Here is a 24351-nt window from a genome sequence, read left to right as displayed (position 1 = left end):
AACGCCTTCGGTCTCAGTGCTCGCCGCGCAGGTGGCCCATGAAGCGCGGCGCGGTGCGGCCCAGCGGCAGCTTCAACTTGCCGATGGCCTTCATGCGGGCTTCCGCGATGCGATCGGCCGCGTACTGCGGCGCGATGCCTTCCTTCTCGGCCAGGTCGAAGATCTTGCCGACGGTGTGGTAGATCGTCCGCATCATGCGCATGGCGCGTTCGCGGTTGTAGCCGTCGATCTCCAGCGACACGTTCATCACGCCGCCCGCGTTCACCGCATAGTCCGGCGCGTACAGGATGCCGCGCTTGGCCGCTTCCACGCCGGTCACATGCGACATCTGGTTGTTCGCGGTGCCGCAGATCACCTTCGCCTTCAGGCGGGGCAGGGTCTGCTCGTTGATCGCGTATTCCAGCGCGCAGGGGCTGAACACATCCACCGGCAGGTCGTAGATTTCGTCCGGCTTGACGGCTTCCGCGCCGTATTCCTCCACCGCGTGCTCGACGAGCGCCGGGTTGAGGTCGGTGACGAACAGCTTGGCGCCGCGTTCCTTCAGCAGCTTCACGAACTCCATGCCGATGTGGCCCAGGCCCTGCACGGCATAGCTGTACTTGCCGATCTCCTCGTTGCCGAACTTGCGGTTCAGCGTGGCCATCAGGCCCTGCAGCGCCCCGTAGGCGGTGAACGGGGCCGGATCGCCCGAGCCGCCGTGCACCTGGTGCACGCCGACCACGTATTCGGTCTCGCGGTAGACGTTTTCCATGTCGTTGACGTCGGTGCCGACATCTTCGGCGGTGATGTAACGGCCGCCCAGCGAGTCCACGTAGCGGCCGAAGGAGCGGAACAGCACCTCGGTCTTGTCCTGGCTGCTGTCGCCGATGATCACGGCCTTGCCGCCACCGACGTTGAGGCCGGCCAGCGCGTTCTTGTAGGTCATCGTGCGGCTCAGCCGCAGCGCATCGGTCAGCGCCAGCGCGCTGTCGGCGTAGGGCCGCATGCGCACGCCGCCCAGCGCCGGGCCGAGCACGGTGCTGTGGATGGCGATGATGGCCTTCAGCCCGGCATCCGGGTTGTGGCAGAAGATGACCTGTTCGTGGCCGGAGGTGTCGAGCGTTTCGAAAATCATGGGTGGGCTCCGGTGCGCGGGTGGGGCCGGCGCGGGCTTGCCTTCACGGCTAACGGGTTGTCAGAAAAGAAAAAAGCGACGTTTCCGGATTCCGCCGTGGTCGTCGCTGGCCGGCAGTTTAATCCAATCCCCCTCCGACGAGATGACGGCCCCGCACGGGGCGGGTGACCTCTGGCCTATTGTGAGAATCGAACGACCGTGCTATTTCTGTTTCCATGAGTCCTCAAGCCGCCACCCACAAGGGCAATGCCACCCGCGAGATGATCGTCGCGCGGGCCTACGACATTGCCGCCCGGCATGGGCTGGAAGGCCTGTCGATCGGGGAGCTGGCCACGGCCGCCGGCATGTCGAAGAGCGGCGTGTTCGCCCACTTCGGCTCCCGCGAAGACCTGCAACTGACCGTGCTGGAGTGGACGGCCGAGCGTTACGCCCGTGCCGTGATCGGCCCGGCCATCAGCGAGCCGCGTGGCCTGCCGCGCCTGCGCGCCATCATGGAACACTGGTTCCAATGGGTCTGCGACAACCCGGATGGCTGCGTCATCCTGGCTGCCGCCCACGAATACGACGCCCGCCCGGGCCTGCTGCGCGACCGCATCGTCGATTGGTTGCTCCAACTGCGCCAGCAATTGGTCAAGGCGATCGGCATGTGCATCGACACCGGCGAACTGTCGCCGAAGACCGACCCGGTCCTGCTCGCGTTCGAACTGTTCGCCGTCGCCCAGGGCCTGCACGACGCCCGGCTCTACGACGCCGAACAGGCGCCATTGCTTGCCCGCCGTTCGCTGGACCGCCTGCTGGCGTCCTACGGCGCCCCCGCTGTCTCCACCCCCACCTGACGCCCCGAGGTCCACCGCCATGGCCGCTGTCACTGTCCGTCAAAATAGCACGACCGTTCGTAAGCCATTCGCACTGCGCCTGCTGAGCGCCCGTCTCGCGATCGGCAGCTGGCTCGCGCCCCGCAGCACGCTGACCCGCGCGTTCCAGCTGTTCTGCACGCCGATGCCCGGTGCCCGCACGCGGGCGCGCCAGGCCGACATCGGCGGCGCGCGCCTCGGTGAACTGGCCTTCGGCCGCGAACGCCTGACTACCTATACGTGGGGCGATCCCGCGCGCGAGCCGACCGTGCTGCTGGCCCACGGCTGGTCCAGCTTCGGCCTGCGCTTCCTGCCATGGGTGGAACCGCTGCGCCGCGCCGGCTACGCCGTGGTGACGTTCGACCAGCCCGCGCATGGCCGCAGCAGCGGGCGTCGCGCCACGCTGCCGATGTTCGCCGAAGCGATCGCCCGGGTCGCCGACCACACCGGTCCGCTGGCCGCCGTCGTCGGTCATTCGCTCGGTGGCGCCGCGAGCGCGATCGCAATGGCGCGCGGACTGAAGGCCGCGCGCGTGATCCTGCTGGCGCCCGCCGCCGATCCGTTCGATGCCGCGCGCCGCTTCGGCGGCATGGTGGGGCTGGCGCAGTTCCTCAGCCGGCGGCTGTTCGACGAATACCAGGAACTCACCGCGCACGACATCCGCGACCTGCACGCACAATCCACCGCGCCGCAGATCGCGCGGCCGGGCCTGGTCGTGCACGACCTGGAAGACACCGACGTGCCGTGGTGCGAAGGCGAGCGTTACGCGCGCTACTGGCCGCAGGCCACGCTGCTCAGCACGACGGGGCTCGGCCACCATCGCGTGACCATCGCGCCGGAAACGCTCGATGCATCCCTGCGCTTCCTGCGTGGCGAAGCCGTCGGCCAGCGCGTCGTGTCCACGCGCGAGCTGCCGTTCGGCCTGTGCTGACGCGGACGGCCTGACCGCACGCCACCGTAGGGTGCGCGTGCGGTCTCCACTGGTGTGCAATTGGTGAGGTGATCACGCGCGAGCGGCTACAATCCCGCGTCTGTCCGTCCTGCAAGTGAGCACGCGTGAGTACACCCGCCAGCCAGTTCCCCGCCACCCAGGCCGACGCCACGCCGCTGCGCTTCGTCACCGCCGCCAGCCTGTTCGACGGGCATGACGCGGCCATCAACATCATGCGCCGCCTGATCCAGGGCGAGGGCGCGGAAGTCATCCACCTGGGCCACAACCGCAGCGTCGAGGACGTCGTCCGCGCCGCCCTGCAGGAAGACGCCGACGGCATCGCGCTGTCCAGCTACCAGGGCGGGCACGTCGAATACTTCAAGTACATGGTCGACATGCTGAAGGAACGCGGTGCCGGCCACGTGCGCGTATTCGGCGGCGGTGGCGGCACCATCACGCCGGAAGAGATCGCCGAATTGCAGGCCTACGGCGTGGAGCGCATCTACCACCCGAACGACGGCATGAAGATGGGCCTGGTGGAAATGATCCAGGACGTGGTGAAGCGCGCCGAAGGCGCGCGGGAACGGGGAACGGGGAACGGGGAATGGAATACCCCCGCGACGCCCGACATCACGGACGAATCCGGCATCGGGCGCATGCTGAGCGCCATCGAGGATGGCCGTTTCACCGACGCCGAACTCGAAAAGCTGCGCAAACAGTGGGCGACGGCGAACTCTCAGTCCCCGTTCCCCGTTCCCCGTTCCCGCGCCACGCCCGTCATCGGCATCACCGGCACCGGCGGCGCCGGCAAGTCGTCGGTCACCGACGAACTGATGAACCGCTTCCTGTCCTGCTTCCCGCAGATGCATATCGCGGTGATCTCGGTCGATCCCACCCGCCGCCGCACCGGCGGCGCGCTGCTGGGCGACCGCATCCGCATGAACGCGTTGCGCAGCGACCGCATCTACATGCGCTCGATGGCCACGCGCCGCCAGCACGTGGCGACGAACGCCGTGCTGAAGGACTGCATCGCGTTCCTGAAGTCGCTGGGCTTCGACCTGGTGATCGTCGAGACCGCCGGCATCGGCCAGAGCGATTCGGAGATCGTCGACCTGGTCGACTTCCCGATGTACGTGATGACCAGCGACTACGGCGCGGCCAGCCAGCTGGAGAAGATCGACATGATCGACTTCGCCGAGCTGATCGTGCTCAACAAGTACGACAAGCGCGGCGCCGAAGACGCGCTGCGCGACGTGCGCAAGCAGTGGAAGCGCAACCGCGTGGCGTTCCAGACGCCGGACGCCGACGTGCCGGTGTATCCCACGATCGCCAGCCAGTTCAACGACCCCGGTGTCAGCTGGATGTTCGCCAACCTGTGCCGCCTGCTGCGCGAGAAGCTGCAGCTGCCCGCCGAGAAGTGGACGCCCGCGCTCGACACCGAGCTGAAGGAGCCGCGCGCCACCGTGCTGATCCCCGGCAGCCGCGTGCGCTACCTGGCCGAGATCGCCGAGCAGGGCCGCGGCATCAACCGCCGTATCGAGACGGAAGCCGAGACCGCCAGCCGCGCGCAGCATTACTGGAATGCGCTGAAGGACCTCGATGATCCCGCGCTGCCGAAGGCGCTGGAGCTGTATGCCGGCGATGTACTGCTTTCCACCTCTCCCCTCGCGGGAGAGGTCGCCGCGCCCCGCGCGGCGGGAGAGGGGGCGGGCGCGGATGCACCGTCTCCCCAACCCCTCTCCCGTGAAGGGAGAGGGGCTCCATCCATCGACCGTTCGCTGCTCACGCTCCGCCAGCGCTACAACGACGCCATCCAGTCGCTGTCGTCCGACGCGTTGAAGCTGCTGCGCGAGTGGCCTGCGCGGCACAAGGCGGTGACCGATCCGGTCAACGAGTACCAGGTGCGCGGCAAGACCATCCGCATCGAGAACTACCGCGAATCGCTCAGCCACCAGCAGATCCCGAAGATCGCGCCGCCCCCGTACCAGGGCTGGGGCGAACTGCTGACGTTCCTGCAGAAAGAAAACCTGCCCGGCAGTTATCCGTACACCGGTGGCGTGTATCCGTACCGCCGCACCGGCGAAGACCCGATCCGCATGTTCGCCGGCGAAGGCACGCCGGAGCGCACCAACCGCCGCTTCCACTACCTCTCGGTCGGCCAGCCGGCCGCGCGCCTGTCCACCGCCTTCGACAGCGTCACGCTGTACGGCGAAGACCCGGCGCCGCGCCCGGACATCTACGGCAAGATCGGCAACTCCGGCGTCAACATCCCCACGCTGGACGACATGAAGAAGCTGTACTCCGGCTTCGACCTGTGCGCGCCGACCACGTCGGTGTCGATGACGATCAACGGCCCGGCGCCGATGATCCTCGCGATGTTCATGAATACCGCCATCGACCAGCAGGTGGAGAAGTACCTGCAGGCCGACGACGCGCGCTGGGCCGAAGCGAAGAAGACCATCGATGCGTTCTTCGAAGGTCGCGCGCGGCCGCAGTACCACGGCGAGCTGCCGCCGACGAACAACGGCCTGGGCCTGGGCCTGCTGGGCATCACCGGCGACCAGTTGGTGGATGAGGAGACCTACGCCCACATCAAGACCGAGACGCTGGCCACCGTGCGCGGCACCGTGCAGGCCGACATCCTCAAGGAAGACCAGGCGCAGAACACCTGTATCTTCAGCACGGAGTTCGCCCTGCGCATGATGGGCGACATCCAGCAGTACTTCGTCGATCACGCGGTGCGCAACTTCTACTCGGTGTCGATTTCGGGCTACCACATCGCCGAAGCCGGGGCGAACCCGATCAGCCAGCTCGCTTTCACGCTGTCCAACGGCTTTACCATCGTGGAGTACTACCTGGCCCGCGGGATGAAGATCGACGACTTCGCGCCCAACCTGTCGTTCTTCTTCAGCAACGGCATGGACCCGGAGTACACCGTCATCGGCCGCGTCGCCCGCCGCATCTGGGCGCGCGCCATGCGCGAGCGCTACGGCGCCAACGAGCGCAGCCAGATGATGAAGTACCACATCCAGACCTCCGGCCGGTCGCTGCACGCGCAGGAAATCCAGTTCAACGACATCCGCACCACGCTGCAGGCGCTGTATGCGTTGTTCGACAACTGCAACAGCCTGCACACGAACGCCTACGACGAGGCGATCACCACGCCCACGGAAGAAAGCGTGCGCCGCGCGGTCGCCATCCAGATGATCATCAACAAGGAGCTGGGGCTGAACTTCAACGAGAACCCCTGGCAGGGAAGCTTCGTCGTCGATCAGCTCACCGACATCGTGGAAGAGGCGGTCTACAAGGAATTCGAAGCCATCAGCGAGCGCGGCGGCGTGCTCGGCGCGATGGATACCATGTACCAGCGCGGCAAGATCCAGGAAGAGTCGCTGTACTACGAGCACAAGAAGCACGACGGCAGCCTGCCGCTGGTGGGCGTGAACACCTTCCTGCCGCGCGAGCACGGCGGCGAGATCGCCACCGAGATCGAGCTGATCCGTTCGACCGAAGAAGAGAAGGGCCAGCAGATCGCCAATGTCCGCGCCTGGCAGGCCTCGCGCAACGGGCTGGCGCCGGAAGGCGAGACCGACCACAGCCACGCCACCGCGCTGGAAGAACACGCCGCGCCGGAAGTCCACGACGGCCACGGCCTGGCCTACCTGCAGCGCACCGCCCGCGAGCGCCGCAACGTATTCGCCGCGCTGGTCGAAGCGGTGAAGACCCACAGCCTGGGACAGATCAGCCACGCCCTGTACGACGTGGGTGGCGAGTACCGGCGGAACATGTAAGCCGCAGAGAACGAAAACCCCGCTTCGGCGGGGTTTTTCGTTGCGCACCCGAGTGCAGGATTCCGTAGGCTGGGTCGACAGACCCAGCATCCCGTGCGCGGAAACACCCGATGCTGGGTTTATCAACCCAGCCTACGGTGTCGCCCGTCTCGGGGGTTCTTCTTGCGTTAGTCCCAATTTGGGACTAACATGGATCCATGAAGGTTATCGCTGTGGGCACCTTGCGGGATTTCTGGGCGCGCCATCCGGACGCCGAACAACCCCTCAAAGCGTGGTACGACGAAGCCAAGCACGCCGTGTGGCGCACGCCCCAGGACGTTCGCCATCGTTACGCCAGCGCCAGTTTCGTCGGTCACAACCGCGTGGTGTTCAACATCAAGGGCAACGACTATCGGCTCATCGTCGCGGTGGCTTACCGATTCCAGGCCATCTACATCAAGTTCATCGGCACCCATACCGAGTACGACCGGGTAGATGCCGCCACCGTGGAGGATCCATGAACATCCATCCCATCCGCACCGAGAAGGATTACAAGGCCGCGCTGCGGGAGCTGTCGGCCTATTTCGACAACGAACCCACCCCGGGTACGGAAGAGGGGGACCGTTTCGAGATTCTGGCCACGCTCGTCGAAGCCTATGAAGCGAAGCACTTTCCTATCGAGGCTCCGGACCCCATCGAGGCGATCCGCTTCCGCATGGAGCAGGGAGGCCTGACGGTCAAGGACCTGGTCCCCTCCATCGGGCAGCCCAACCGCGTCTACGAGGTGTTGAGTCGCAAGCGCGGCCTCACCCTCGAGATGATCCGCAACCTGCACCGGAATCTCGGCATTCCGGCGGAAAGCCTGATCGGTGCATGAGACCAGGACAGCACCGTCCTGCGCCTGGTGCATCGTCGCCGCATGAAAGCCGCACTACGAGAAACCCCGCTTCGGCGGGGTTTTTCTTTGTGCACCCGAGTGCAGGCTTTTCGTAGGCTGGGTCGACAGACCCAGCATCCCGTGCGGGGAAACATCCGATGCTGGGTTTATCAACCCAGCCTACGGGTCCATCAGCGGTACGCGCCCGGCCCGCGCCAGATCAGTTCGCCGCGGCGGTAGACGCGTTCGACGGTGACCACGTCGCGGGCGTCGCCGATGCCGGCCATGGCAGGGTCGTTCGGTTCCACCAGGCGGCAGCCGCCGGAGCCGCGGCGGGCGACGATTTCCAGCGGGCAGACCATGTATTCGCGGCGGCCGGGCAGGGGGAAGGAGAGTTCGGTCATGCCGCGGGCCTGCCATTCCTGCACGCGGATCTCGTTGCGCAGGTCGTAATAGATCTGGTGGCCGTCCACGCCCATGCTGGGCGCTTCGTTGTCCTGGCCACGGCCTTGGCTGCGGCCGCTGCCGACGGTGGGGCCGCGGTTCTCGGGGGCGGTGTCCTGGGCGAGCATGCCGGGTGGTTGGCCCCACTGGGCGGAGCGGCGCCACGACGGTTGGCTCGCGGGTGGCCGGGTCTGGGGTTGGGGCAGGGCTTGTTCGGACGAGGTCGGCTGGGGTGCGGCTTCTTCTTCGGCCACGGGGTTCTCGGCCTCGGTCACGCGGGTGGCGTCGACGGGCGAGGTGACGGGGGTGGTCACCAGGGGTTTGGGCGGGCGGGGGCGTTGTTGCGGGGCCTGGACGCCGGTCGGCGGGACGGGCGGGCGCTGGTCGTCGCGGTCGGTCTCGCCCAGGAAGTCCACTTTGACGCGCGCACCCCCGCTGCTGCTGCCCTCGGGCGGGGACAGCTCCAGCTTGGAGGAGTACAGCAGGGCCAGCAGGAACAGGAGGTGCACCAACAGGCTCGCCAGAGCGGCGATCCGGCGCTCCCTCTGTTTGATGTAGACGTCTTCCCTGTCCAGCGGGCCCAACAACGCCGCGCGCAGGCGGCTGGGGGCGTCGGTCATGCGGGGGTGGGGGAGACGGGTGTGGGGGACTTCATGTGGAGGAGCGGGGGAGGTGTGGGCGTGACATTACCGGGTGCAGCTTGCAATGACCATGCTTTTATGTGGCGCCGGGTCGAGTGGATGCTTCTTTGATAAGGCATCCCTGGTCGCTATTGGTTAAGGACACTCTGCGGACCTGATCTTGGATGCGCCCAGGCACCGTGACCTGGTTCCTACAAGTTGTCCCTTGTGAATGTATCGAAATGCACGCGAAGCGCTTTTCGTGAGGGTCCCTTCCCGTTGGCGTCCACATTAAGAATCTTCCCGTCGAGATCGCGATAGGTCTTTGACGATCTGAGTCTTTCCGACAGGCATACCTGAAGCGTTTCGGGATGGATGCTCAGCATGTAGCGATCGAACAGGCTGTGAATGTCTCTCCTGAGGAGTAACCCGTTCAATGGATGGTCGGATTGTTCACCCATGTAAGCGCAGATGTGCGCTGCCTCAAGTGCTTCCTCCACGTCTGTCTGAGTGAGCATGCAATAGGGTCCGTGCATGCTTATCAGCATGCGGCGGAAGTTCACTTGTCCTGGTCGGGAGTAGGGCTCGCGCAGCTGACGTTGGCGGTGATCTGCGTCAGGCGGAATGAAATCATCGCCTTGTTCTGCACCAGGGCCTCGTTCTGCATCAGGTGGTGGCGCCGCCTGCAAGAGCACTTCGTCCTGATGTTTCTTCCAGGCATATCCGAACTGGCTAAGTCTCTTCTCTGCGATCTCTAGAAGATCATCGTCGAAGAAGCGTCTCCATTCCGTTTCGACGATGATCGCTTCGCATGTGAGCTCGACGCTGTTGGCCAGCACTAGAGTATTGAATCCCTCGGAGGGCTTTCCGCTAGCCACGATGTCTTTGACCGTTCGGAAGGCCCCTTTGCTGGCGATCATTCCGATGAATCTATTCGGGTGATAGCCCTTCTCCTTCGCCTTCAGTATCGCGTCATGAAGTACGGCCTCAAACTTCGCTTCTTCGTTCTTGTCCATGCGTTGGCTTTGACTGGAGTTGGATGTGATGGGAGAGCGGTGAAGGTGGTGGTTTGGCGGACGACGCGACTCAGCGAGTCCGCACGGCGGGCTTGAGCCCGCCCTGGGTCTGGGGTCGGTGAGCGCGCGAATCACGTAGGGTGGGCCTTGGTCCATCTTCTCCTCACACAAACGCCCTCGCCAGACCCTCCAAAGCCCCATCTTCTAACACTTACGGTATCTCTTCTCTCACTAACGGTGTCGCGATACCGGAAAACATCCAACGTTTCACCCAAAAGGTGCACGCATCGGCGGAAGAGGGTGGTTCTACTCACGCTAAGCCTGACCTATGAGGCAAAAAGCCTCGATAGCGGTCCTGCTCACACCCCCGACATCCGCGCCCTGTTCCGTAGCGACAAGCAATACGCCACCGTCACTCCGATACCCAGCAACACCGCCAGCGAGCCGCCGATCACCGCCACGTCCTTCGGCGCCGCGATCCAGAACCCCGCATAGACCAGGCCGCTGAGCGCCATCGACCAACCGGCCACGCGCTGCGCCTGCCGCGCCCGTGCACTGGGCACGAACCGCTTCGGCATCTGGTTGCCGAACCACGCCACCATCAACCCGATCGCCCCCATCACGATGCGGTCGACCATCTCGCTATCGATCACGCCCTGCTTGCGGGCGAACGTCGCGCACAGCGCCAGCACCACGATGCCGATGCCCCACGCCAGGCTGGTAACCACTTCTCTGTTCATCGCGACGACTCCTTCTTGGCCTTCGGCGCGGCCTTGCCCGTGCCGAACGAATGGACGAAGCCGAGCAGCGCGTCTTCCAGCACCGACAGCTTCAAGTGATAGATCACCGACTTGCCGACCTTTTCCGCATGCACCAGGTCGGCCTCCTTCAACACCGCGAAATGCGCCGACATCGTCGGCTTCGACACATCGAACTGATCGCTCAACTCACCCGCACTCATCGGGCCCTGGCGCAGCAACTGCAGCACCTGCCGGCGGGTGGGATCGGAAAGGGCGCGGAAGACCTGGCTCATGATGCGATAGTTAGCTAACTATCTAAATGTGTCAAGCGCCGCCGGTCGGCGAGACCCAATGATCACGCTCGCGTGCAGCCGTAGGCTGGGTTGCAAACCCAGCAGAGCGCGGACCTGTCCCGAGCGCTGGGTTTGGCAACCCAGCCTACGAGGAGCGGGGTCGCGGATCGCCTGCAACGGTCCCGTGTACAGCCGTAGGCTGGGTTGTAAACCCAGCAGAGCGCGGACCTGTCCCAAGCGCTGGGTTTGGCAACCCAGCCTACGAGGAGCGGGGCCGCGGATCGCCTGCAACGGTCCCGTGTACAGCCGTAGGCTGGGTTGTAAACCCAGCAGAGCGCAGACCAGGCCCGAGCGCTGGGTTTGGCAACCCAGCCTACGAGGCGCGGGGCCGCGGATGGCCTGCAACGGTTCCGTGTACGGCCGTAGGCTGGGTTGCAAACCCAGCTGAGCGCGGACCTGTCTTGAGCGCTGGGTTTGGCAACCCAGCCTACGAGGAGCGGGGCCTGCGGGTGGCCTGCAACGGTTCCGTGTATGGCCGTAGGCTGGGTTGTAAACCCAGCAGAGCGCGGACCTATCCCAAGCGCTGGCTTTGGCAACCCAGCCTACGGAGCGCCACCGGCGCCGTGGGATTCAACGGCGCGGGTCGTGCGCTGATGTGGGCTCAGCTATGCAGCGGTTCAAGACCGCCATCGCGCCCCGGACGATTCGGGTCCGGCGGCGGTGGTGGCGCGCTGACCGGGCACACGCGTACCAGCAGGTTGAATTCGGTCAGCGAGAAGTCGTGCACCTTGTACGGCGGTGAACGGCCCTGGTTGAATTCGGCGAGCGCCGTGTTCATGCCCGCCTGCACCTGGTCGCGCAACTGCCGCGCGATGGCCGGGCCGATGAAGCCATCGAAGAACCCGTCGCACGCCGCTTCCAGCGCCTTCGCCACCGCCGACGAACAGCCACCGGACAGGATGGCCGACGCGGTGCCGAACGACACACTCGTCCGTGCGAACCCGTAACGTGCCGCCACCCGCCCATCCACCGGGAACACCTCGAAGCCCAGCGTCATGTCGATGTCGGCGTCGAACCAGTTCGGCACATCCGCCGTCAGCGGGATGTCGACGACGAAACTGTTGATGCCGAAATCCACGCCGATCTCGCTGCCGCGCAACGTCACCTGGCCCGAGGACGGGAAGGCACGGCGCACTTCCTCGCGGATCAGGTCGCGGATCACGTCGCTGCGCTGGGGCAGTTCGAAGCACGCGCCGAAATCGATACCCAGCGTCACCTGGCCCATCATCCGCACGGCCAGCGGCGTGCGCAGCGACAGCGTGTAGGTGGTCTCGTTGTACGGCCGCGCAGGCCGCGTGCCCTGCGCCGGCACGATCTGCTCGCCTTCGCCGAACAACACCGCCTCCACGTGCACACCGGGCAGGAAGGTGGTCGGCATCGTCACGTCCCAGGCCAGCGTCGACCACCCCCACGGCGTGCGCGGATTGGGCGACGCGGCGAAGTTCACCAGCACCGCTTCGTTGAGCAACTGGATATGCCGGAAGCGTTCCGGATCGATCGGCGGCGGCAGTACTTCGCCATCGATGGCGGGATCGCCGAAGCGATTGCCAAAAGTACCGCCGGGAAAACGGGGACGGTCGGCCATGATGCGACTCCTTCGGCGACATGCCGTGCATTCCGTCCAACGCCCCGGTGATGAAGCGACGGCCAACCGTACGTCGTGCGCGCGCGATGTTCACTTCGTCGTAACAGCGGCGCGCCGTTGATCCCGATCAATGCGCCGCCGCAGCGGGCCGCTCAGGCTGGCGATACCTTCCGGAGGGCATCGTCATGAAAGCGAACGTAGGTGGCTTCGACAAAGGCGTCCGTGTGGTGGTCGGCGCGCTGCTGATCGGCTGGGCGATCGTCGGCGGACCGGTGTGGGCGTGGATCGGCGTGGTGCCGCTGGCGACGGGGTTGTTCAATTTCTGCCCGCTGTACCGCCTGCTGGGTGTCAACACCTGCAAGCGGTGAAGCGCGACACGTCCGCCACGTAGGCTGGTTTGCAAACCAAGCAGAGCGCGGTGTGATCCCGAGCGCTGGGTTTGGCAACCCAGCCTACGGAGGAGCGAGGTCGCGGCCTACAAGACCGGCCACCACATGAAGGCGATCGCCGCCGCGCTGCCGGCCGCCGTGAGCAGCGCCAGCAGCCATAGCGCGGTGCCCATCACCACCTTCACGCCCGTGCGCGGTGATCGCTCCGCGTGGAAGTACAGCGCCAGCACCGCCAGCGGCACCAGCCAGCTGCCGAAGCTGACCAGGATGAAGGGCGCGCCGGTGTAGTCGATCTTGATCCCCAGCGGCGCCAACACCAGCCCGGTCAGCATGATGCCGATGCGCAGGAACCACACCCCGTTGACCAGCAGGTACGCGCGCAGGGCATGGCGGCGGTGCGTGGCGATGTCTTTCCTTCGCGCACTGCGCCAGGCCAGCAGCGCGAAGATCACGATCAATAACCCGTTCAACGAGATCGACAGGTTGCTGGCCGGCCCCAGCTGCGAGCCGCGCACCCACACCAGATAGAAGCCGGTAAGCGTGACCACCAGCGCGACCGACAGGAAGACGCGGCCGTTCCAGCGGTGCAGCGCGGGCCAGCGCCGACGCAGCGCGGGGATCAACTGCCACGCGCCGGCAAAGGTCACCAGCCCGGCCAGCAGCGCATGGCCGACGAACTGCAGGTTGCCGACGACATCGCCGGGCACATAGCCGGTGACGTGCGGCTTGGCATTGAGGGGCGACAGATCGCCGCCCAGCACCGGCCCGCCGAAGAACAGCACGATGAACGCCACGAACGCCCATTGCCCGAACGTGGCGGCGATGAACCAAGCGGTGGCGCCGGAAGAGAGAACGCGGGGCGGGGCGGGCAGGGAACGCGGGGTGGGCATGGCGGAGGCTCCGGTGGGGACAGCCCGCACGATGCGCAGCGCCCGCCGGGGGCGTCTCGCCGATTCGGAATTCGGCCAGCCGGATCGCGCGTGGCGATTCGGCATGCGACCGCGCGGCCATGACCGATGGCGCTTGGCTGGGCGGTGCGGGTGCCGCACCCTGTGCCGGGACCCGCGAGGACGACACCATGCAAGGCTGGCAGGCAGGCGCAACCGGAGTGGCCGTCGCAGTGGCGGTGGTGTCGTTGCTGGCGCTGCTGTGGCAGCGACCGAAGCGCGATATCGATGTGATCTTCGCGGTGGTCAGCGGCTCGATGGCGCTCTCGTTGATGTCGCCGTGGATGGACGGCGCGCCGACCTGGATGCGGTGGGCGGTCGCCATCGGCGGCAGCGCGACCTGCAACGGATTCTGGCTGGTGTCGCGGGCGATGTTCCGCGGCGAGGGCGGCGTGGGCCGGGTGCATGTGCTGGTCGCGGCCGGCGTGGCCCTGCTGATCGCCGCCTACCGCGGTGCGACGCTCGGCACGCACGGCGCGGTGTCGCCGTGGGCCTCGGGCCTGGACAGCCTGCTGACGCTGGCCAGTTCCACCTTGCTGGTGCTGACCTTCCTGGAAGCGCTGCGCGGCGGCTTCGCGTCGCTACCGCAACCCGAGCGTCGGCTGCGCGTCGCATTCCTGCTTCTGTTCGCCGCCTGCGTGCTGACCACCACGCTGATGGGCGCCCTGGCCGGCACCTGGCCGTGGCTCGCCTCGGTGCGTGGCGGGGTGATCCCGGTGTGCGCGATGGCAATGATCCTGTTCACCCATGCCGCGCTGTGGCATCGCCGCCGTGTGCCGGTAGCCACGGTGGACGCGGTACCGGAGACGCGCGCGGCGCCCGGTCCGCTCAGCGATGAGGACGCGCGGCTGGCGCGTGCATTGCGGCGCCAGCTCGACACGTTGCAGGTGTACCGCGAGCCGGAGCTGAAGGTCGCCGATCTCGCCCATCGCCTCGGCACCGCCGAACACCGGCTCAGTCGCCTGCTCACCCAGGGGTTGGGCGAGAAGAACTTCAATCAGATGATCAACCGCCACCGCATCGCCCATGCCTGCGCGCGGCTGATGGACGTGGACGACGATGCGACCATCCTCGACATCAGCGGCGATGCCGGCTTCGCCTCGCTGGGCCCGTTCAATCGCGCGTTCAAGTCCGCGATGGGCTGCACACCGACGGCGTATCGCGCGATGCACCGCACGACGCCCCGCGCCTTGGAACTCTCGTAACCGGAAAGCGCTTCCGTAGGCTGGGTTGCCAAACCCAGCGTTTTCCGTCGATCGAGCGCGACGCGCGCCGAGGCGGAAGGTGTTTGGGTGTCGATTGACCTCGTGATCGTCGGGATCGCGCGATGCTGGGTTTGATGGGGCCAACCCAGCCTACGGTGTTTCATGTCGGCCATCGCACGACGTGGCGTGCATTGGAACGTCCGTAGCCGGGATGCGCCTTCGTAAGACGAGATGCGCTTCCGTAGACTGGGTTGCCAAACCCAGCGCTTTCCGTCGATCGAGCGCNGTCCGTAGCCGGGATGCGCCTTCGTAAGACGAGATGCGCTTCCGTAGGCTGGGTTGCCAAACCCAGCGCTTTCCGTCGATCGAGCGCGACGCGTGCCGAGGCGGAAGGTGTTTGGGTGTCGATTGACCTCGTGATCGTCGGGATCGCGCGATGCTGGGTTTGATGGGGCCAACCCAGCCTACGGTGTTTCATGTCGGCCATCGCACGACGTGCCGGGCATTGGAACGTCCGTAGCCGGGATGCGCCTTCGTAAGACGAGATGCGCTTCCGTAGGCTGGGTTGCCAAACCCAGCGCTTTCCGTCGATCGAGCGCGACGCGTGCCGAGGCGGAAGGTGTTTGGGTGTCGATTGACCTCGTGATCGTCGGGATCGCGCGATGCTGGGTTTGATGGGGCCAACCCAGCCTACGGTGTTTCNGCCGAGGCGGAAGGTGTTTGGGTGTCGATTGACCTCGTGATCGTCGGGATCGCGCGATGCTGGGTTTGATGGGGCCAACCCAGCCTACGGTGTTTCATGTCGGCCATCGCACGACGTGGCGTGCATTGGAACGTCCGTAGCCGGGATGCGCCTTCGTAAGACGAGATGCGCTTCCGTAGACTGGGTTGCCAAACCCAGCGCTTTCCGTCGATCGAGCGAGACGCGTGCTGAGGCGGAAGGCGCGTGGGTGTCGATTGACCTCGTGATCGTCAGGGTCGCGCGATGCTGGGTTTGATGGAGCCAACCCAGCCTACGGTGTTTCATGTCGGCCATCGCACGACGTGCCGGGCATTGGAACATCCGCAGCCGGGATGCGCCTTCGTAAGACGAGATGCGCTTCCGTAGGCTGGGTTGCCAAACCCAGCGCTTTCCGTCGATCGAGCGCGACGTTTCCTGAGGCAGAAGGTGCATGGGTGTCGATTGACCTCGTGATCGTCAGGATCGCGCGATGCTGGGTTTGATGGAGCCAACCCAGCCTACGGTGTTTCATGTCGGCCATCGCACGACGTGCCGGGCATTGGAACGTCCGTAGCCGGGATGCGCCTTTGTAAGACGAGATGCGCTTCCGTAGGCTGGGTAGCCAAACCCAGCGCTTTCCGTCGATCGAGCGCGACGCGTGCCGAGGCGGAAGGCGCGTGAGTGTCGATTGACCTCGTGATCTTAAGGATCGCGCGATGCTGGGTTTGATGGAGCCAACCCAGCCTACGGTGCTGCATGTCGCCTACCGCATCGGGCGCCCCGTTAACTGGAACTTCCGTAGACGGGATGCGCCTTCGTAAGACGAGATGCGCTTCCGTAGGCTGGGTTGCCAAACCCAGCGCTTTCCGTCGATCAAGAGCGACGCGTGCCGAGGCGGAAGGCGTCTGGGTGTCGATTGACCTCGCGATCTTAGGGATCGCGCGATGCTGGGCTCGATGGAGAAAACCAGCCTTCGGTGCGCGCATCACGCGTTGTCTGTCGGTTTTTCGTATCACATTTAACGCATGCAAACGTGACTTGAGATGGCCGCGTTTGTGAGGATGCACATGCTAGATTTTGTGCGGGAAATGATTGTTCCAGGGATTGAGGTATGGCCCCGCATCACTCGGTCGCGACGCTGGTGGCTGCGCTTCAAGGCGCGCAGAGCCCGTCTGCGTGTTGATCATGCAAGGCTTCGTCCGCTGGATGCAGGAACGGCGAACCGCCTGGTTTCCGCTCGCGTCGGGAATGCTGGGGCAGCTCTGGTGGATCCTCGTGGTGTTCGCCATCGCCGTGGGGTCGCTGGGCTTCCCCTGGTATGGCCGCTTGTTGATGTGGTGCGGCACGGCCGGTCTGGTCATCGGCGCCGCGCAAGTGCATGGACGTCGCTGGGGCCCGTGGTGGGGGCTGGCCCTGGCGCACGCATTGTTCGTCGCGGGCGCGTTCATGCAGGCGCACAACGATGAGATAGGCACGTCGGCCACGGGACTGACCGCCGCGGACATGTGCTACACGCTCGCCACCGGGATGTTCGCCTGGGCGCTGCTCGGCTTCATCCGCGACAGGAACGCGGGCGCCATCCCGTGGCGGGGCGCGCTGGACGGTGCGGTGATCCTGCTGTGCGCGGGCCTGGTGGGGTGGTGGGTGTTCGTCCAGCCCACCCTGGACCAGGCGCCGGCGATGCCGTCGCCGGAGCGCCTGCGCATGCTCTACCCGGCGGCGGACCTCGTGCTGCTGGCGCTGGCCGCGTGGCTCGCCAGCGCACCGGAGACGCGCTCGCCCTCGCTCACGCTGCTGGTCCTGGGGCTGCTGGTCCTGGGGCTGGTGTTCTGGACTGCGGGCGACGGGCTTTACCACGCCATGAGTTTCGGGGTGGAGGCGCCGGAGCAGCCGTTGTTGCTGATGTGGTTGTTCACTTACGTCTGTTGGGGCGCGGCGGCGCTGCATCCATCGCGGCATCGCCTGCTCGCGATCCGCGACGCCGCGCGCGTGCATGGCACGGCGGGCCGTCTGTCGCTGGTCGCGCTGGCATTGCTCGCCACGCCGGTGAGCCTGATGGCACCGGCGCGCCCCGATGCGGTGACCGCGACCCTGGCCGCCATGCTCATCACGAGCGTGGCGGCGCTGCTCCTGTGGTGGCGCATGCGTGGGCTGCGAGGCAGCATCGAGCGCCAGCGCGATGCGCTCGCGCTGGTGGCCGATACCGATCCACTGACCGGCCTGCCCAACCAGCGGCGGATCGCGGATGTCATCGCACAGGCACTGGATGCCCGCCTGCAGGTGGGCGTGCTGGTGATCGATGTCGACCGCTTCGGTGCCGTCAACGAGGCCTATGGGCACCACGCCGGCGATGCGGTGCTGTGCGAACTCGCGACGCGCTGGCGGGAGCTGCTGCCAGCGCGCGATGCCATCGCCCATCTCGGCGCCGACGCCTTCTGCGTGGTGATGTCGTCGATCGCCGACGAAGCGCCGGTGCTGGCGGGCGCGCGCCGGCTGCAGGATGCGTTGCGTGAGCCGTTCTGGATCGAGAGCGGCTCGCTCAGGCTGTCGGCCAGCATGGGCTTCTCGATGGGTCCGCAGGACGGCCACGACCCGTGGGAGTTGGTACAGCAGGCGACCCTCGCGATGCAGGGTGCGCGTGAGCAGCCTGGCAAGGTGGTGCGTTTCACCGCCGCGCTGCGGCGCGACGATCCACGCACGCTGCTGCTGCTCGGCGAACTGCGCGATGCGATCCCGCGGGGGCAGTTGCACCTGCAGTACCAGCCCAAGGTCAGGCTGCGCGACATGCGCGTGATCGGGGTGGAGGCGCTGTTGCGCTGGCAGCATCCGGTGGACGGGCGGGTGGCGCCGGGCGCGTTCATTCCGTTGATCGAACGCTCCGACCTGATGTCGGAGGTGACGCGGCACGTGCTGGAGATTGCGCTCGACCAATGCGCCGCGTGGCAGCGCACCGGCCTGGGGCTGACGGTCGCGGTGAACCTGTCGATGTGCAGCCTGCTGGATGCCGGACTGCTGGCCGACGTGGGACGCGCGCTGGCACGCGCCAGGGTCTCGCCGCGGAAGCTGGCGCTGGAGATCACCGAGTCCGCGGCGATGTCGGACCCGCGCACGAGCCTGGACACCCTGCGGGCGCTGTCGGCATCGGGCGTGCACCTGGCGATCGACGACTACGGCACCGGCCACAGTTCGCTGGCCTACCTGCAGGAGATGCCGGTGGAGGAGTTGAAGCTCGACAAGAGTTTCATCGGCAAGCTGGTGCGGCACGACGCCAGCGCGGCCATCGTGGGTTCGACGATCCGCCTGGCGCGCAAGCTGGGCATGCAGGTGGTGGCGGAGGGCGTGGAAGATGCCGACACGGCGGCGGCCCTGCGGCGGATGAACTGCTTCGCCGCGCAGGGCTACTGGTTCTCGCCGCCCGTGGGCGCGGGCGCGCTGCCGGACGTGATCGCCGAGATCGAGCGCCGCCCCGCGCTGCAACTTTCGTAGCCGGGATGCGCCTTCGTAGACTGGGTTGCCAAACCCAGCGCTCTTCCTCGAACGAGCGCGCCGCGCGATGAGGGAAGACGTGCAGGTGTCGCGTTGACTTCGCGATGTGTCGGATCGCGTGATGCTGGGTTTGATGAAGCCAACCCAGCCTACGGTGTTTCATGTCGGCCATCGTACGACGTGCCGGGCATTGGAACGCCCGCAGCCGGGATGCACCCTCGTAGGCTGGGTTGCCAAACCCAGCGATCTTCCTCGAACGAGCGCGCCGCGCGGTGGAGAAAGACGCGGGGGTGTAGCGTTGACTTCGCGACCTGATGGATCGCGCGATGCTGGGTTTGATGAAGCCAACCCAGCCTACGGTGTTTCATGTCGGCCATCGCACGACGTGCCGGGCATTGGAACATCCGCGGCGGGGATGCGCCCTCGTAGGCTGGGTTGCCAAACCCAGCGCTCTTCCTGGAACGAGCGTACCGCGCGATGAGGGAAGATGCGTGGGTGTAGCGCTGACTTCGCGATGTGCCGGATCGCGCGATGCTGGGTTTGATGGAGCCAACCCAGCCTACAGGAGCGCCAATCCGCTAACTGCTGTCGCCGCGCACGCGCTCGACGCGCTGGCGATAGGCGCTGACGTTGTCGCCGTCGATGCCGCTGCGCTGGGTGCCGCGGATCTCGTCGATCTTGCGGTCCGAGCCGGTGACGGGTTGGGCGACCACGTCGGTCTCGCGCTCGAAGGCGTGCGACTTGTCGGTGTTGCGGTAGTACCGGTACAGCGCCCAGTACAGCGCGCTGGCGCCCGCGGGGCCCAGCGCCAGCAGCCATAGTCCGTTGTCGTCGCTCATGCGCCCGCCCAGATGATCGCGAGGGCGACGCCCTCAAGGAACGTACCCACCGTCAGCGCCGCCAGCAGCAGCTTCCAGTGCTGCACCGGCACGCTGCCCATCGTCTCGCCGGTGCGCCCGTTGACCGCGATGTAATGCAGCATGCCGCCGTTGCGCCCCGGCTGGTGGTACGAGTACAGCCATACCGGCAGGTACATCGATACCCAGCGCGTGCCGTGCACGTCCAGGCGCTCGCGTTCCCAGCGCACGCCGCGGTCGTAGCGGTTCACCGAATCCTCGACCTGGGACCGCGCGATCGACAGCAACTGGTCTTCCAGCCGTGGCCGCAACTGCTCCACGTCGGTATCGCGCTTCTCGGAGGTGAAGCCGGACAGGTACGAAGCATTCCACTTCACCGCGTTCTTGGTGTCGAACGGCAGGATGGAGTTGATGATGTTCTGCGTATTGACGTTGGTGTCGAGGTTGCCGCGCTCGCGCGAGGATTCCAGCGGCAGGTCGTCCACGGTGAAGTCCACCTGTCGCTCGACCTGGTAGAGGTCGGCGTCGTAGTAGGTCTTCTTGTTCTTCTCGGTGCCGCGCGTGTAGCGGCGGATCAGGATCTCGCCCTTGCCCGATACCTCCGCGCTCGCGTTGCCGTCCACGATCATGTAGGGCAGGTACACGCCGACGACGTTCTCGGGCGTGAACTGTTCCTTGAATTCCTTCAGCGCGAACAGCCGACGCTTGTCGACGAACTGGCGGATGCGCGCGACGGCATCGTCCTTCCTGATATGGAAGGGCAGCACCGCATCGGGCACCGCGCCGTTGGCGATCTGCTCGTTCACGCCGAACACGTGGCGGCACCAGTGGCAGCGCGCCGTCATCGCGTTTTCGGTGTTGACGGTGACTTCCGCGCCGCAGCCGGTGCACTTGAACGTCATCAGCAGCGCGGCGTCGGCATCGATGTCCTTCGCGCCGGAGGCGATGACGGTGCCGCGCAGGTCGGCATGGCCGGTGCCGAAACCGAAGGCTTCCTCGACGCGCGCACCATCCCACTCGTTGCGGCAGTACAGGCAGACCAGCAGGTCGGTGCCGGGCTTGTGGCGGATGTCGGTGGCGCCGCATTTCGGGCAGCGGTTCTGCCCGTCGCGCAGTTCGGCCGACGCGGTATCGATGGCGACCGGGTCGGGCGCCTGCAGCTCGTCGCGGATGGCGTCGGGCAGGGTGGCGGGATCGACCGGGAACGTGCCGGGCAGCGGCGGCACGTCCTGCGGCGAGCCGGGCCCCACGGGTGGGGCCGGCGGCAGCGGCGGGGGCGCCGGACGGTTCGGGTTGGACATGGGCGGTGAGCGGATTACAGACCCAGTGCCTTCGCCTTCAGCGCGTCGTAGTCGGCCTGGGTGATCAGGCCGAGGTCGAGCATCTGCTTGGCCTTCTGCAGCTTGGCGACCGGATCTTCGGCGGCAGGCGCGGCGGGTGCGGCCGGGGTAGCCGGCTGCTGGAGCGCGCCGAGGCCACCGACCATGCCCGAGGCCATGCCCACGCCGACCAGGCCGGCGGCACCGCCGGTCTCGCCCGCGGACTGGATGCCCTGCGCCACGCTGGCCTGCAGGTTGGAATTGCCGCGCGAGCCGGACAGCGCGTCGGCGCGCTGCACGGTCTTCAGCAGTTCGCGGGTGTTGGCGTCGTACTCGATGGAGACGATGGCGGTCTTGACGATGGCCAGGCCACGGTCGGACTTCCACTGGTAACCCTGTTCCACCGCCGCCGACAGGCTCTGCGCGAAGCCCAGCGAATCCTGCTGGATCTTGGTGATGCGGTTGCCCTTGGACGGATCGTTCGTGTACAGGCTGAACGCCGGGGCCAGCGAGCCGACGACTTCGTTGAACAGCTGGCCGGCGGCCGCGTTGTCCAGGTCGGTGAAGTCGAACACCTTGCCCGGCTGCAGGTAGGTGGCCGGCACGAAGTTCTTCACGAACAGGATCGGGTCGACGATCTTCAGCGTGTACGAGCCGCGGGTGATCGCGCCGACCTGGGTGTTGAGGAAGCCGTCGTCCCAGTAGATCTCCGACTGGGTGCCGAAGCGGTTTTCCGGCAGCTCCTTCAGCGAGACGAAGAACGCCGCCTGCTGCGAGCCCGGCTGGCCGCCGAACTTGAAGCGCTCCCAGCTCTGGGTGATGAAGGTCGAGACGATGCCGTCGCCGGCGAAGATCGACTTGGAGTTGATGTCGTCCGAACGCCACTCATAACCGCCCGGCTCGGCGACGAACGCGGTGATCGCGCCGTCCTGCATCAGCAGCAGGCCGTAGCCCTCGGGCACGACGATCTTCGAGCCGTTGGTGATGATGTTGCTCGAACCACTGGTGTTGGAGCCGCGTCCGGCGTTGGTGCCCTGCGGGACCGCGGCGAACAGCGCCGCCGTCGCCGGCAAGCCTGCCGGCACCGTGTAGAAGTCCTTCCACTGGTCGCCCAGCACGCCGCCGACCGCACCCACCACCGCCTGTACAAGACCCATGACATCGCTCCGTGATTCAGAGGCGGGAAGGGGCACCCGCCATGCCGCTTCGAGTATACCGGTCCGCATGACGCCGACATGTCGCAGAGGTCATGCCCGTGCAGGCGTTTTCTGGCTACCATGCCGCGCATGTCCACCGATGACATCGCTGCGCTTCCGGACGACGACCTGCCGCTGGTCAGGCGCGAGTTCCCGTGGCCGATCCGGGTGATGTGCGTGGGCGCAGGCGCGTTCGCCGTCGTCATGCCACTGTGGGAACTGGGCCGCGGCCTGTGGCCGTTGAATTTCGCCACGCCGTTCTTCGCGATCATCGTCGGCGGCGCGGCGTATGTCGGCCTGCAGTTCATCCGCGCCGGGCTGTCCGGCTGGGGCGACCACTGGACCTATCCGCCGCGCACCGTCCTCGTCCAGCGTCGCGCCTGGGGCCGGCAGACGACCACGCGCCTGACCACGACGAACGTGGCCGCCATCGAGGTGCGCAAAAGCGAGGACGCCGACCACGACGACGCGCCTTGGCAGGTCGTCATCGTGCCCCGGCCGACGTTCTCGGGCCTCGCGGAGGCCGCCGGCGCAGGCGGCGTGTTCGACGCCGGCCGCTATGGATCGCAGGACTACGCCGGGCGGGTGCGGCGCGCCCTGCACGACCACCTGGGACTCTGAGCGCCGCGCATCTGCTGCAGCGCATGGTGCGGTGGGCGCCGGTTCGCGTATCGTGCGCAGGCAGCGCGGGGGTGCTGCCTGTCGTGCCGGTGGGGACCGGATGTCCGGTGGCCGGCGCCAGGGGGTTTTTCGACGAACAGACGATGCGGTAGGTGCGCGCCCTGTGGCGTGCGTGCTGCCGTACGCCTGCCGCGTCCGTCATCCACATCACCAGGGGAAGGGAATCATGTTCAAGCGCGTGTGCGTACTGCTGTGGGCGCTGTCGTTGCCGGGTCTGTGCTTCGCGGCCAAGCCGATCGAGTTGCCGACGCCGCTGGGCGAGCAACTGCCGGTCGAGATCATCGAAGCGCAGCAGGAGATCGGGGTGGCGGTGCCGGCGACGGCACAGAACATGGGCATGCAGTTCGGTCTGATCGGTGCGCTGATCGGCAGCGCGGTGCAGAACTCGCAGGTGAAAAAGGCGGAAGAAGCCGTGGTGCCGCTGCGCGACCTGCTGGTGGGGTATCCCTTCAACCAGAAAATGCAGGAAGCGCTGCGCGCCAAGCTGGTGTCCGACGGCATCTCGCCGAACCCGCAGGTGACGGTGATGCCCTCTGCGTGGGAGGCCCACGATGCGCAGCAGAAGGCGCAACTGCCGCCGGTGGCGCTGGTCCTGACGCCGAGCTATACGGTGGACAACCAGTTCACCCAGCTGACCGTGCTGGTGCATGCGCAGTTCGTGGAGCGCAGCGTCAAGTCGAACGGCAAGATCAAGGTGGTGCCGCGCCTCACGCGCGACTACAGCTACCAGTTCCCGATGTCCGGCGCGCGTAGTCCGGAACCGATCCAGGACTGGGTGGCGCTCGGTGCGCCGGGCCTGGCGGCGGTGGTGGACCGCGGCATCCAGCAGGCGGTCGACATGCTGGTGAACGACTTCACCGCCGAGAGCCGCGCGGCGTGGAACGCCAAGGTCAAGGCGGAGGCCGTCAACCTGTCGGGCATGCGCTATTCCGGCGTGCCGGTGCGCCAGGGCGAGGGTTGGTCGTGGCTGCGCATCGGTCGTGGCCACATGCAGACGCTGCTGGGCCTGGAACCGTTGCTGGCCGGTGCACCGCTGCCGGCGGCGTTCGCTCCGGCGGCCGCGCCGACGATGGTGGCGGCAGAGAACGTGGCGGGCGAAACGCCCGCCGAGGCGGTCGCCACCGGTGCCGCGGACGCCACGGCGCCCACGCCGACGGCCGAACCCGCACCGCAGGCGGCGCCGGACGCCGCGCCGGCGACCACGCCGGCCGACGCCGCACCCGCCAGCGCACCGGTCGGTGGCTGA

Annotated in this window: 20 protein-coding genes; 10 read left to right on the top strand and 10 right to left on the bottom strand. The window is 66.6% G+C overall.

The features are described from left to right. Positions 1-13 precede the first annotated feature (13 nt). Complete coding sequence (locus ASD72_RS13500; protein WP_056880469.1) at positions 14-1114, bottom strand: Glu/Leu/Phe/Val dehydrogenase dimerization domain-containing protein; 1101 nt, start codon at positions 1112-1114, stop codon at positions 14-16. 215 nt (positions 1115-1329) lie between these two features. Between ASD72_RS13500 and ASD72_RS13495 the strand changes: the two genes are divergently transcribed. The 5 genes from ASD72_RS13495 (at position 1330) to ASD72_RS13475 (ending at position 7546) form a co-directional block, all read left to right on the top strand. Continuing rightward, on the top strand, positions 1330-1950 hold the full coding sequence (locus ASD72_RS13495) for a TetR/AcrR family transcriptional regulator (protein WP_056880468.1): 621 nt from the start codon (positions 1330-1332) through the stop codon (positions 1948-1950). 19 nt (positions 1951-1969) lie between these two features. Beyond that, positions 1970-2899, top strand: a complete 930-nt coding sequence (locus ASD72_RS13490) for an alpha/beta fold hydrolase (RefSeq protein WP_056880467.1) — start codon at positions 1970-1972, stop codon at positions 2897-2899. Positions 2900-3024: 125 nt separating this feature from the next. Beyond that, positions 3025-6690: a methylmalonyl-CoA mutase family protein gene (locus ASD72_RS13485; RefSeq protein WP_056880466.1), complete on the top strand. Its 3666-nt coding sequence runs from the start codon at positions 3025-3027 to the stop codon at positions 6688-6690. Positions 6691-6887: 197 nt separating this feature from the next. Next, the gene (locus ASD72_RS13480) at positions 6888-7190 is read left to right on the top strand and encodes a type II toxin-antitoxin system HigB family toxin (RefSeq protein ID WP_056880465.1); all 303 of its coding nucleotides are present in this window, start codon (positions 6888-6890) and stop codon (positions 7188-7190) included. After that, positions 7187-7546, top strand: a complete 360-nt coding sequence (locus ASD72_RS13475) for a hypothetical protein (protein WP_056880464.1) — start codon at positions 7187-7189, stop codon at positions 7544-7546. The genes ASD72_RS13480 and ASD72_RS13475 overlap by 4 nt, the downstream gene beginning before the upstream one ends. A gap of 191 nt (positions 7547-7737) precedes the next feature. Here ASD72_RS13475 and ASD72_RS13470 read toward each other — a convergent pair whose 3' ends face one another. The 5 genes from ASD72_RS13470 to ASD72_RS13450 all read right to left on the bottom strand — a co-directional run bounded on the left by ASD72_RS13470 (position 7738) and on the right by ASD72_RS13450 (position 12304). Next, complete coding sequence (locus tag ASD72_RS13470; protein WP_056880463.1) at positions 7738-8610, bottom strand: hypothetical protein; 873 nt, start codon at positions 8608-8610, stop codon at positions 7738-7740. 212 nt (positions 8611-8822) lie between these two features. Next, complete coding sequence (locus ASD72_RS13465) at positions 8823-9626, bottom strand: HNH endonuclease (RefSeq protein ID WP_056880462.1); 804 nt, start codon at positions 9624-9626, stop codon at positions 8823-8825. Between the two features lie 359 nt (positions 9627-9985). Further along, a complete protein-coding gene (locus tag ASD72_RS13460; RefSeq protein ID WP_056880461.1) occupies positions 9986-10366 on the bottom strand; it encodes a hypothetical protein in 381 nt (126 codons plus the stop codon). After that, complete coding sequence (locus tag ASD72_RS13455; protein WP_056880460.1) at positions 10363-10659, bottom strand: autorepressor SdpR family transcription factor; 297 nt, start codon at positions 10657-10659, stop codon at positions 10363-10365. Before ASD72_RS13455 ends, ASD72_RS13460 begins: the two co-directional genes overlap by 4 nt. Positions 10660-11320: 661 nt before the next feature. Continuing rightward, entirely contained in the window at positions 11321-12304 is a 984-nt protein-coding gene (locus tag ASD72_RS13450) for a hypothetical protein (protein ID WP_056880459.1), read from the bottom strand. 185 nt (positions 12305-12489) lie between these two features. Between ASD72_RS13450 and ASD72_RS13445 the strand changes: the two genes are divergently transcribed. Beyond that, positions 12490-12672: a DUF2892 domain-containing protein gene (locus ASD72_RS13445; protein ID WP_056880458.1), complete on the top strand. Its 183-nt coding sequence runs from the start codon at positions 12490-12492 to the stop codon at positions 12670-12672. A 107-nt stretch (positions 12673-12779) separates the two neighbouring features. On the opposite strand, the gene ASD72_RS13440 is transcribed toward ASD72_RS13445, so the two are convergent. Next, positions 12780-13583, bottom strand: coding sequence for a DUF2306 domain-containing protein (locus tag ASD72_RS13440; protein WP_056880457.1), 804 nt, complete (start codon positions 13581-13583; stop codon positions 12780-12782). Between the two features lie 119 nt (positions 13584-13702). On the opposite strand from ASD72_RS13440, the gene ASD72_RS13435 reads away from it, so the two are divergent. Together ASD72_RS13435 and ASD72_RS13430 are read left to right on the top strand one after the other, a co-directional pair. After that, positions 13703-14845, top strand: a complete 1143-nt coding sequence (locus ASD72_RS13435; RefSeq protein ID WP_056880456.1) for an AraC family transcriptional regulator — start codon at positions 13703-13705, stop codon at positions 14843-14845. 1906 nt (positions 14846-16751) lie between these two features. Continuing rightward, complete coding sequence (locus tag ASD72_RS13430; protein ID WP_056880455.1) at positions 16752-19052, top strand: bifunctional diguanylate cyclase/phosphodiesterase; 2301 nt, start codon at positions 16752-16754, stop codon at positions 19050-19052. Between the two features lie 578 nt (positions 19053-19630). Here ASD72_RS13430 and ASD72_RS13425 read toward each other — a convergent pair. The 3 genes from ASD72_RS13425 to ASD72_RS13415 are packed head-to-tail and all read right to left on the bottom strand — an operon-like array spanning position 19631 to position 22385. After that, positions 19631-19891 carry a hypothetical protein gene (locus tag ASD72_RS13425; RefSeq protein WP_056880454.1) on the bottom strand — a complete coding sequence of 87 codons (261 nt, stop codon included), beginning with the start codon at positions 19889-19891 and terminating at the stop codon, positions 19631-19633. Beyond that, the gene (locus ASD72_RS13420) at positions 19888-21210 is read right to left on the bottom strand and encodes a hypothetical protein (protein WP_056880453.1); all 1323 of its coding nucleotides are present in this window, start codon (positions 21208-21210) and stop codon (positions 19888-19890) included. The genes ASD72_RS13425 and ASD72_RS13420 overlap by 4 nt, the downstream gene beginning before the upstream one ends. A 14-nt stretch (positions 21211-21224) precedes the next feature. Next, entirely contained in the window at positions 21225-22385 is a 1161-nt protein-coding gene (locus ASD72_RS13415; protein WP_056880452.1) for an SPFH domain-containing protein, read from the bottom strand. 129 nt (positions 22386-22514) lie between these two features. Between ASD72_RS13415 and ASD72_RS13410 the strand changes: the two genes are divergently transcribed. After that, positions 22515-23045: a hypothetical protein gene (locus ASD72_RS13410; protein ID WP_155944647.1), complete on the top strand. Its 531-nt coding sequence runs from the start codon at positions 22515-22517 to the stop codon at positions 23043-23045. A 226-nt stretch (positions 23046-23271) separates the two neighbouring features. Beyond that, on the top strand, positions 23272-24351 hold the full coding sequence (locus ASD72_RS13405; RefSeq protein ID WP_056880450.1) for a hypothetical protein: 1080 nt from the start codon (positions 23272-23274) through the stop codon (positions 24349-24351).

The organism is Pseudoxanthomonas sp. Root630 (genome assembly GCF_001427585.1).
Lineage (GTDB): Bacteria > Pseudomonadota > Gammaproteobacteria > Xanthomonadales > Xanthomonadaceae > Pseudoxanthomonas_A.
Note: the sequence above shows the minus strand (reverse complement) of the source record. Positions and strands in the feature narration are given on the sequence as shown.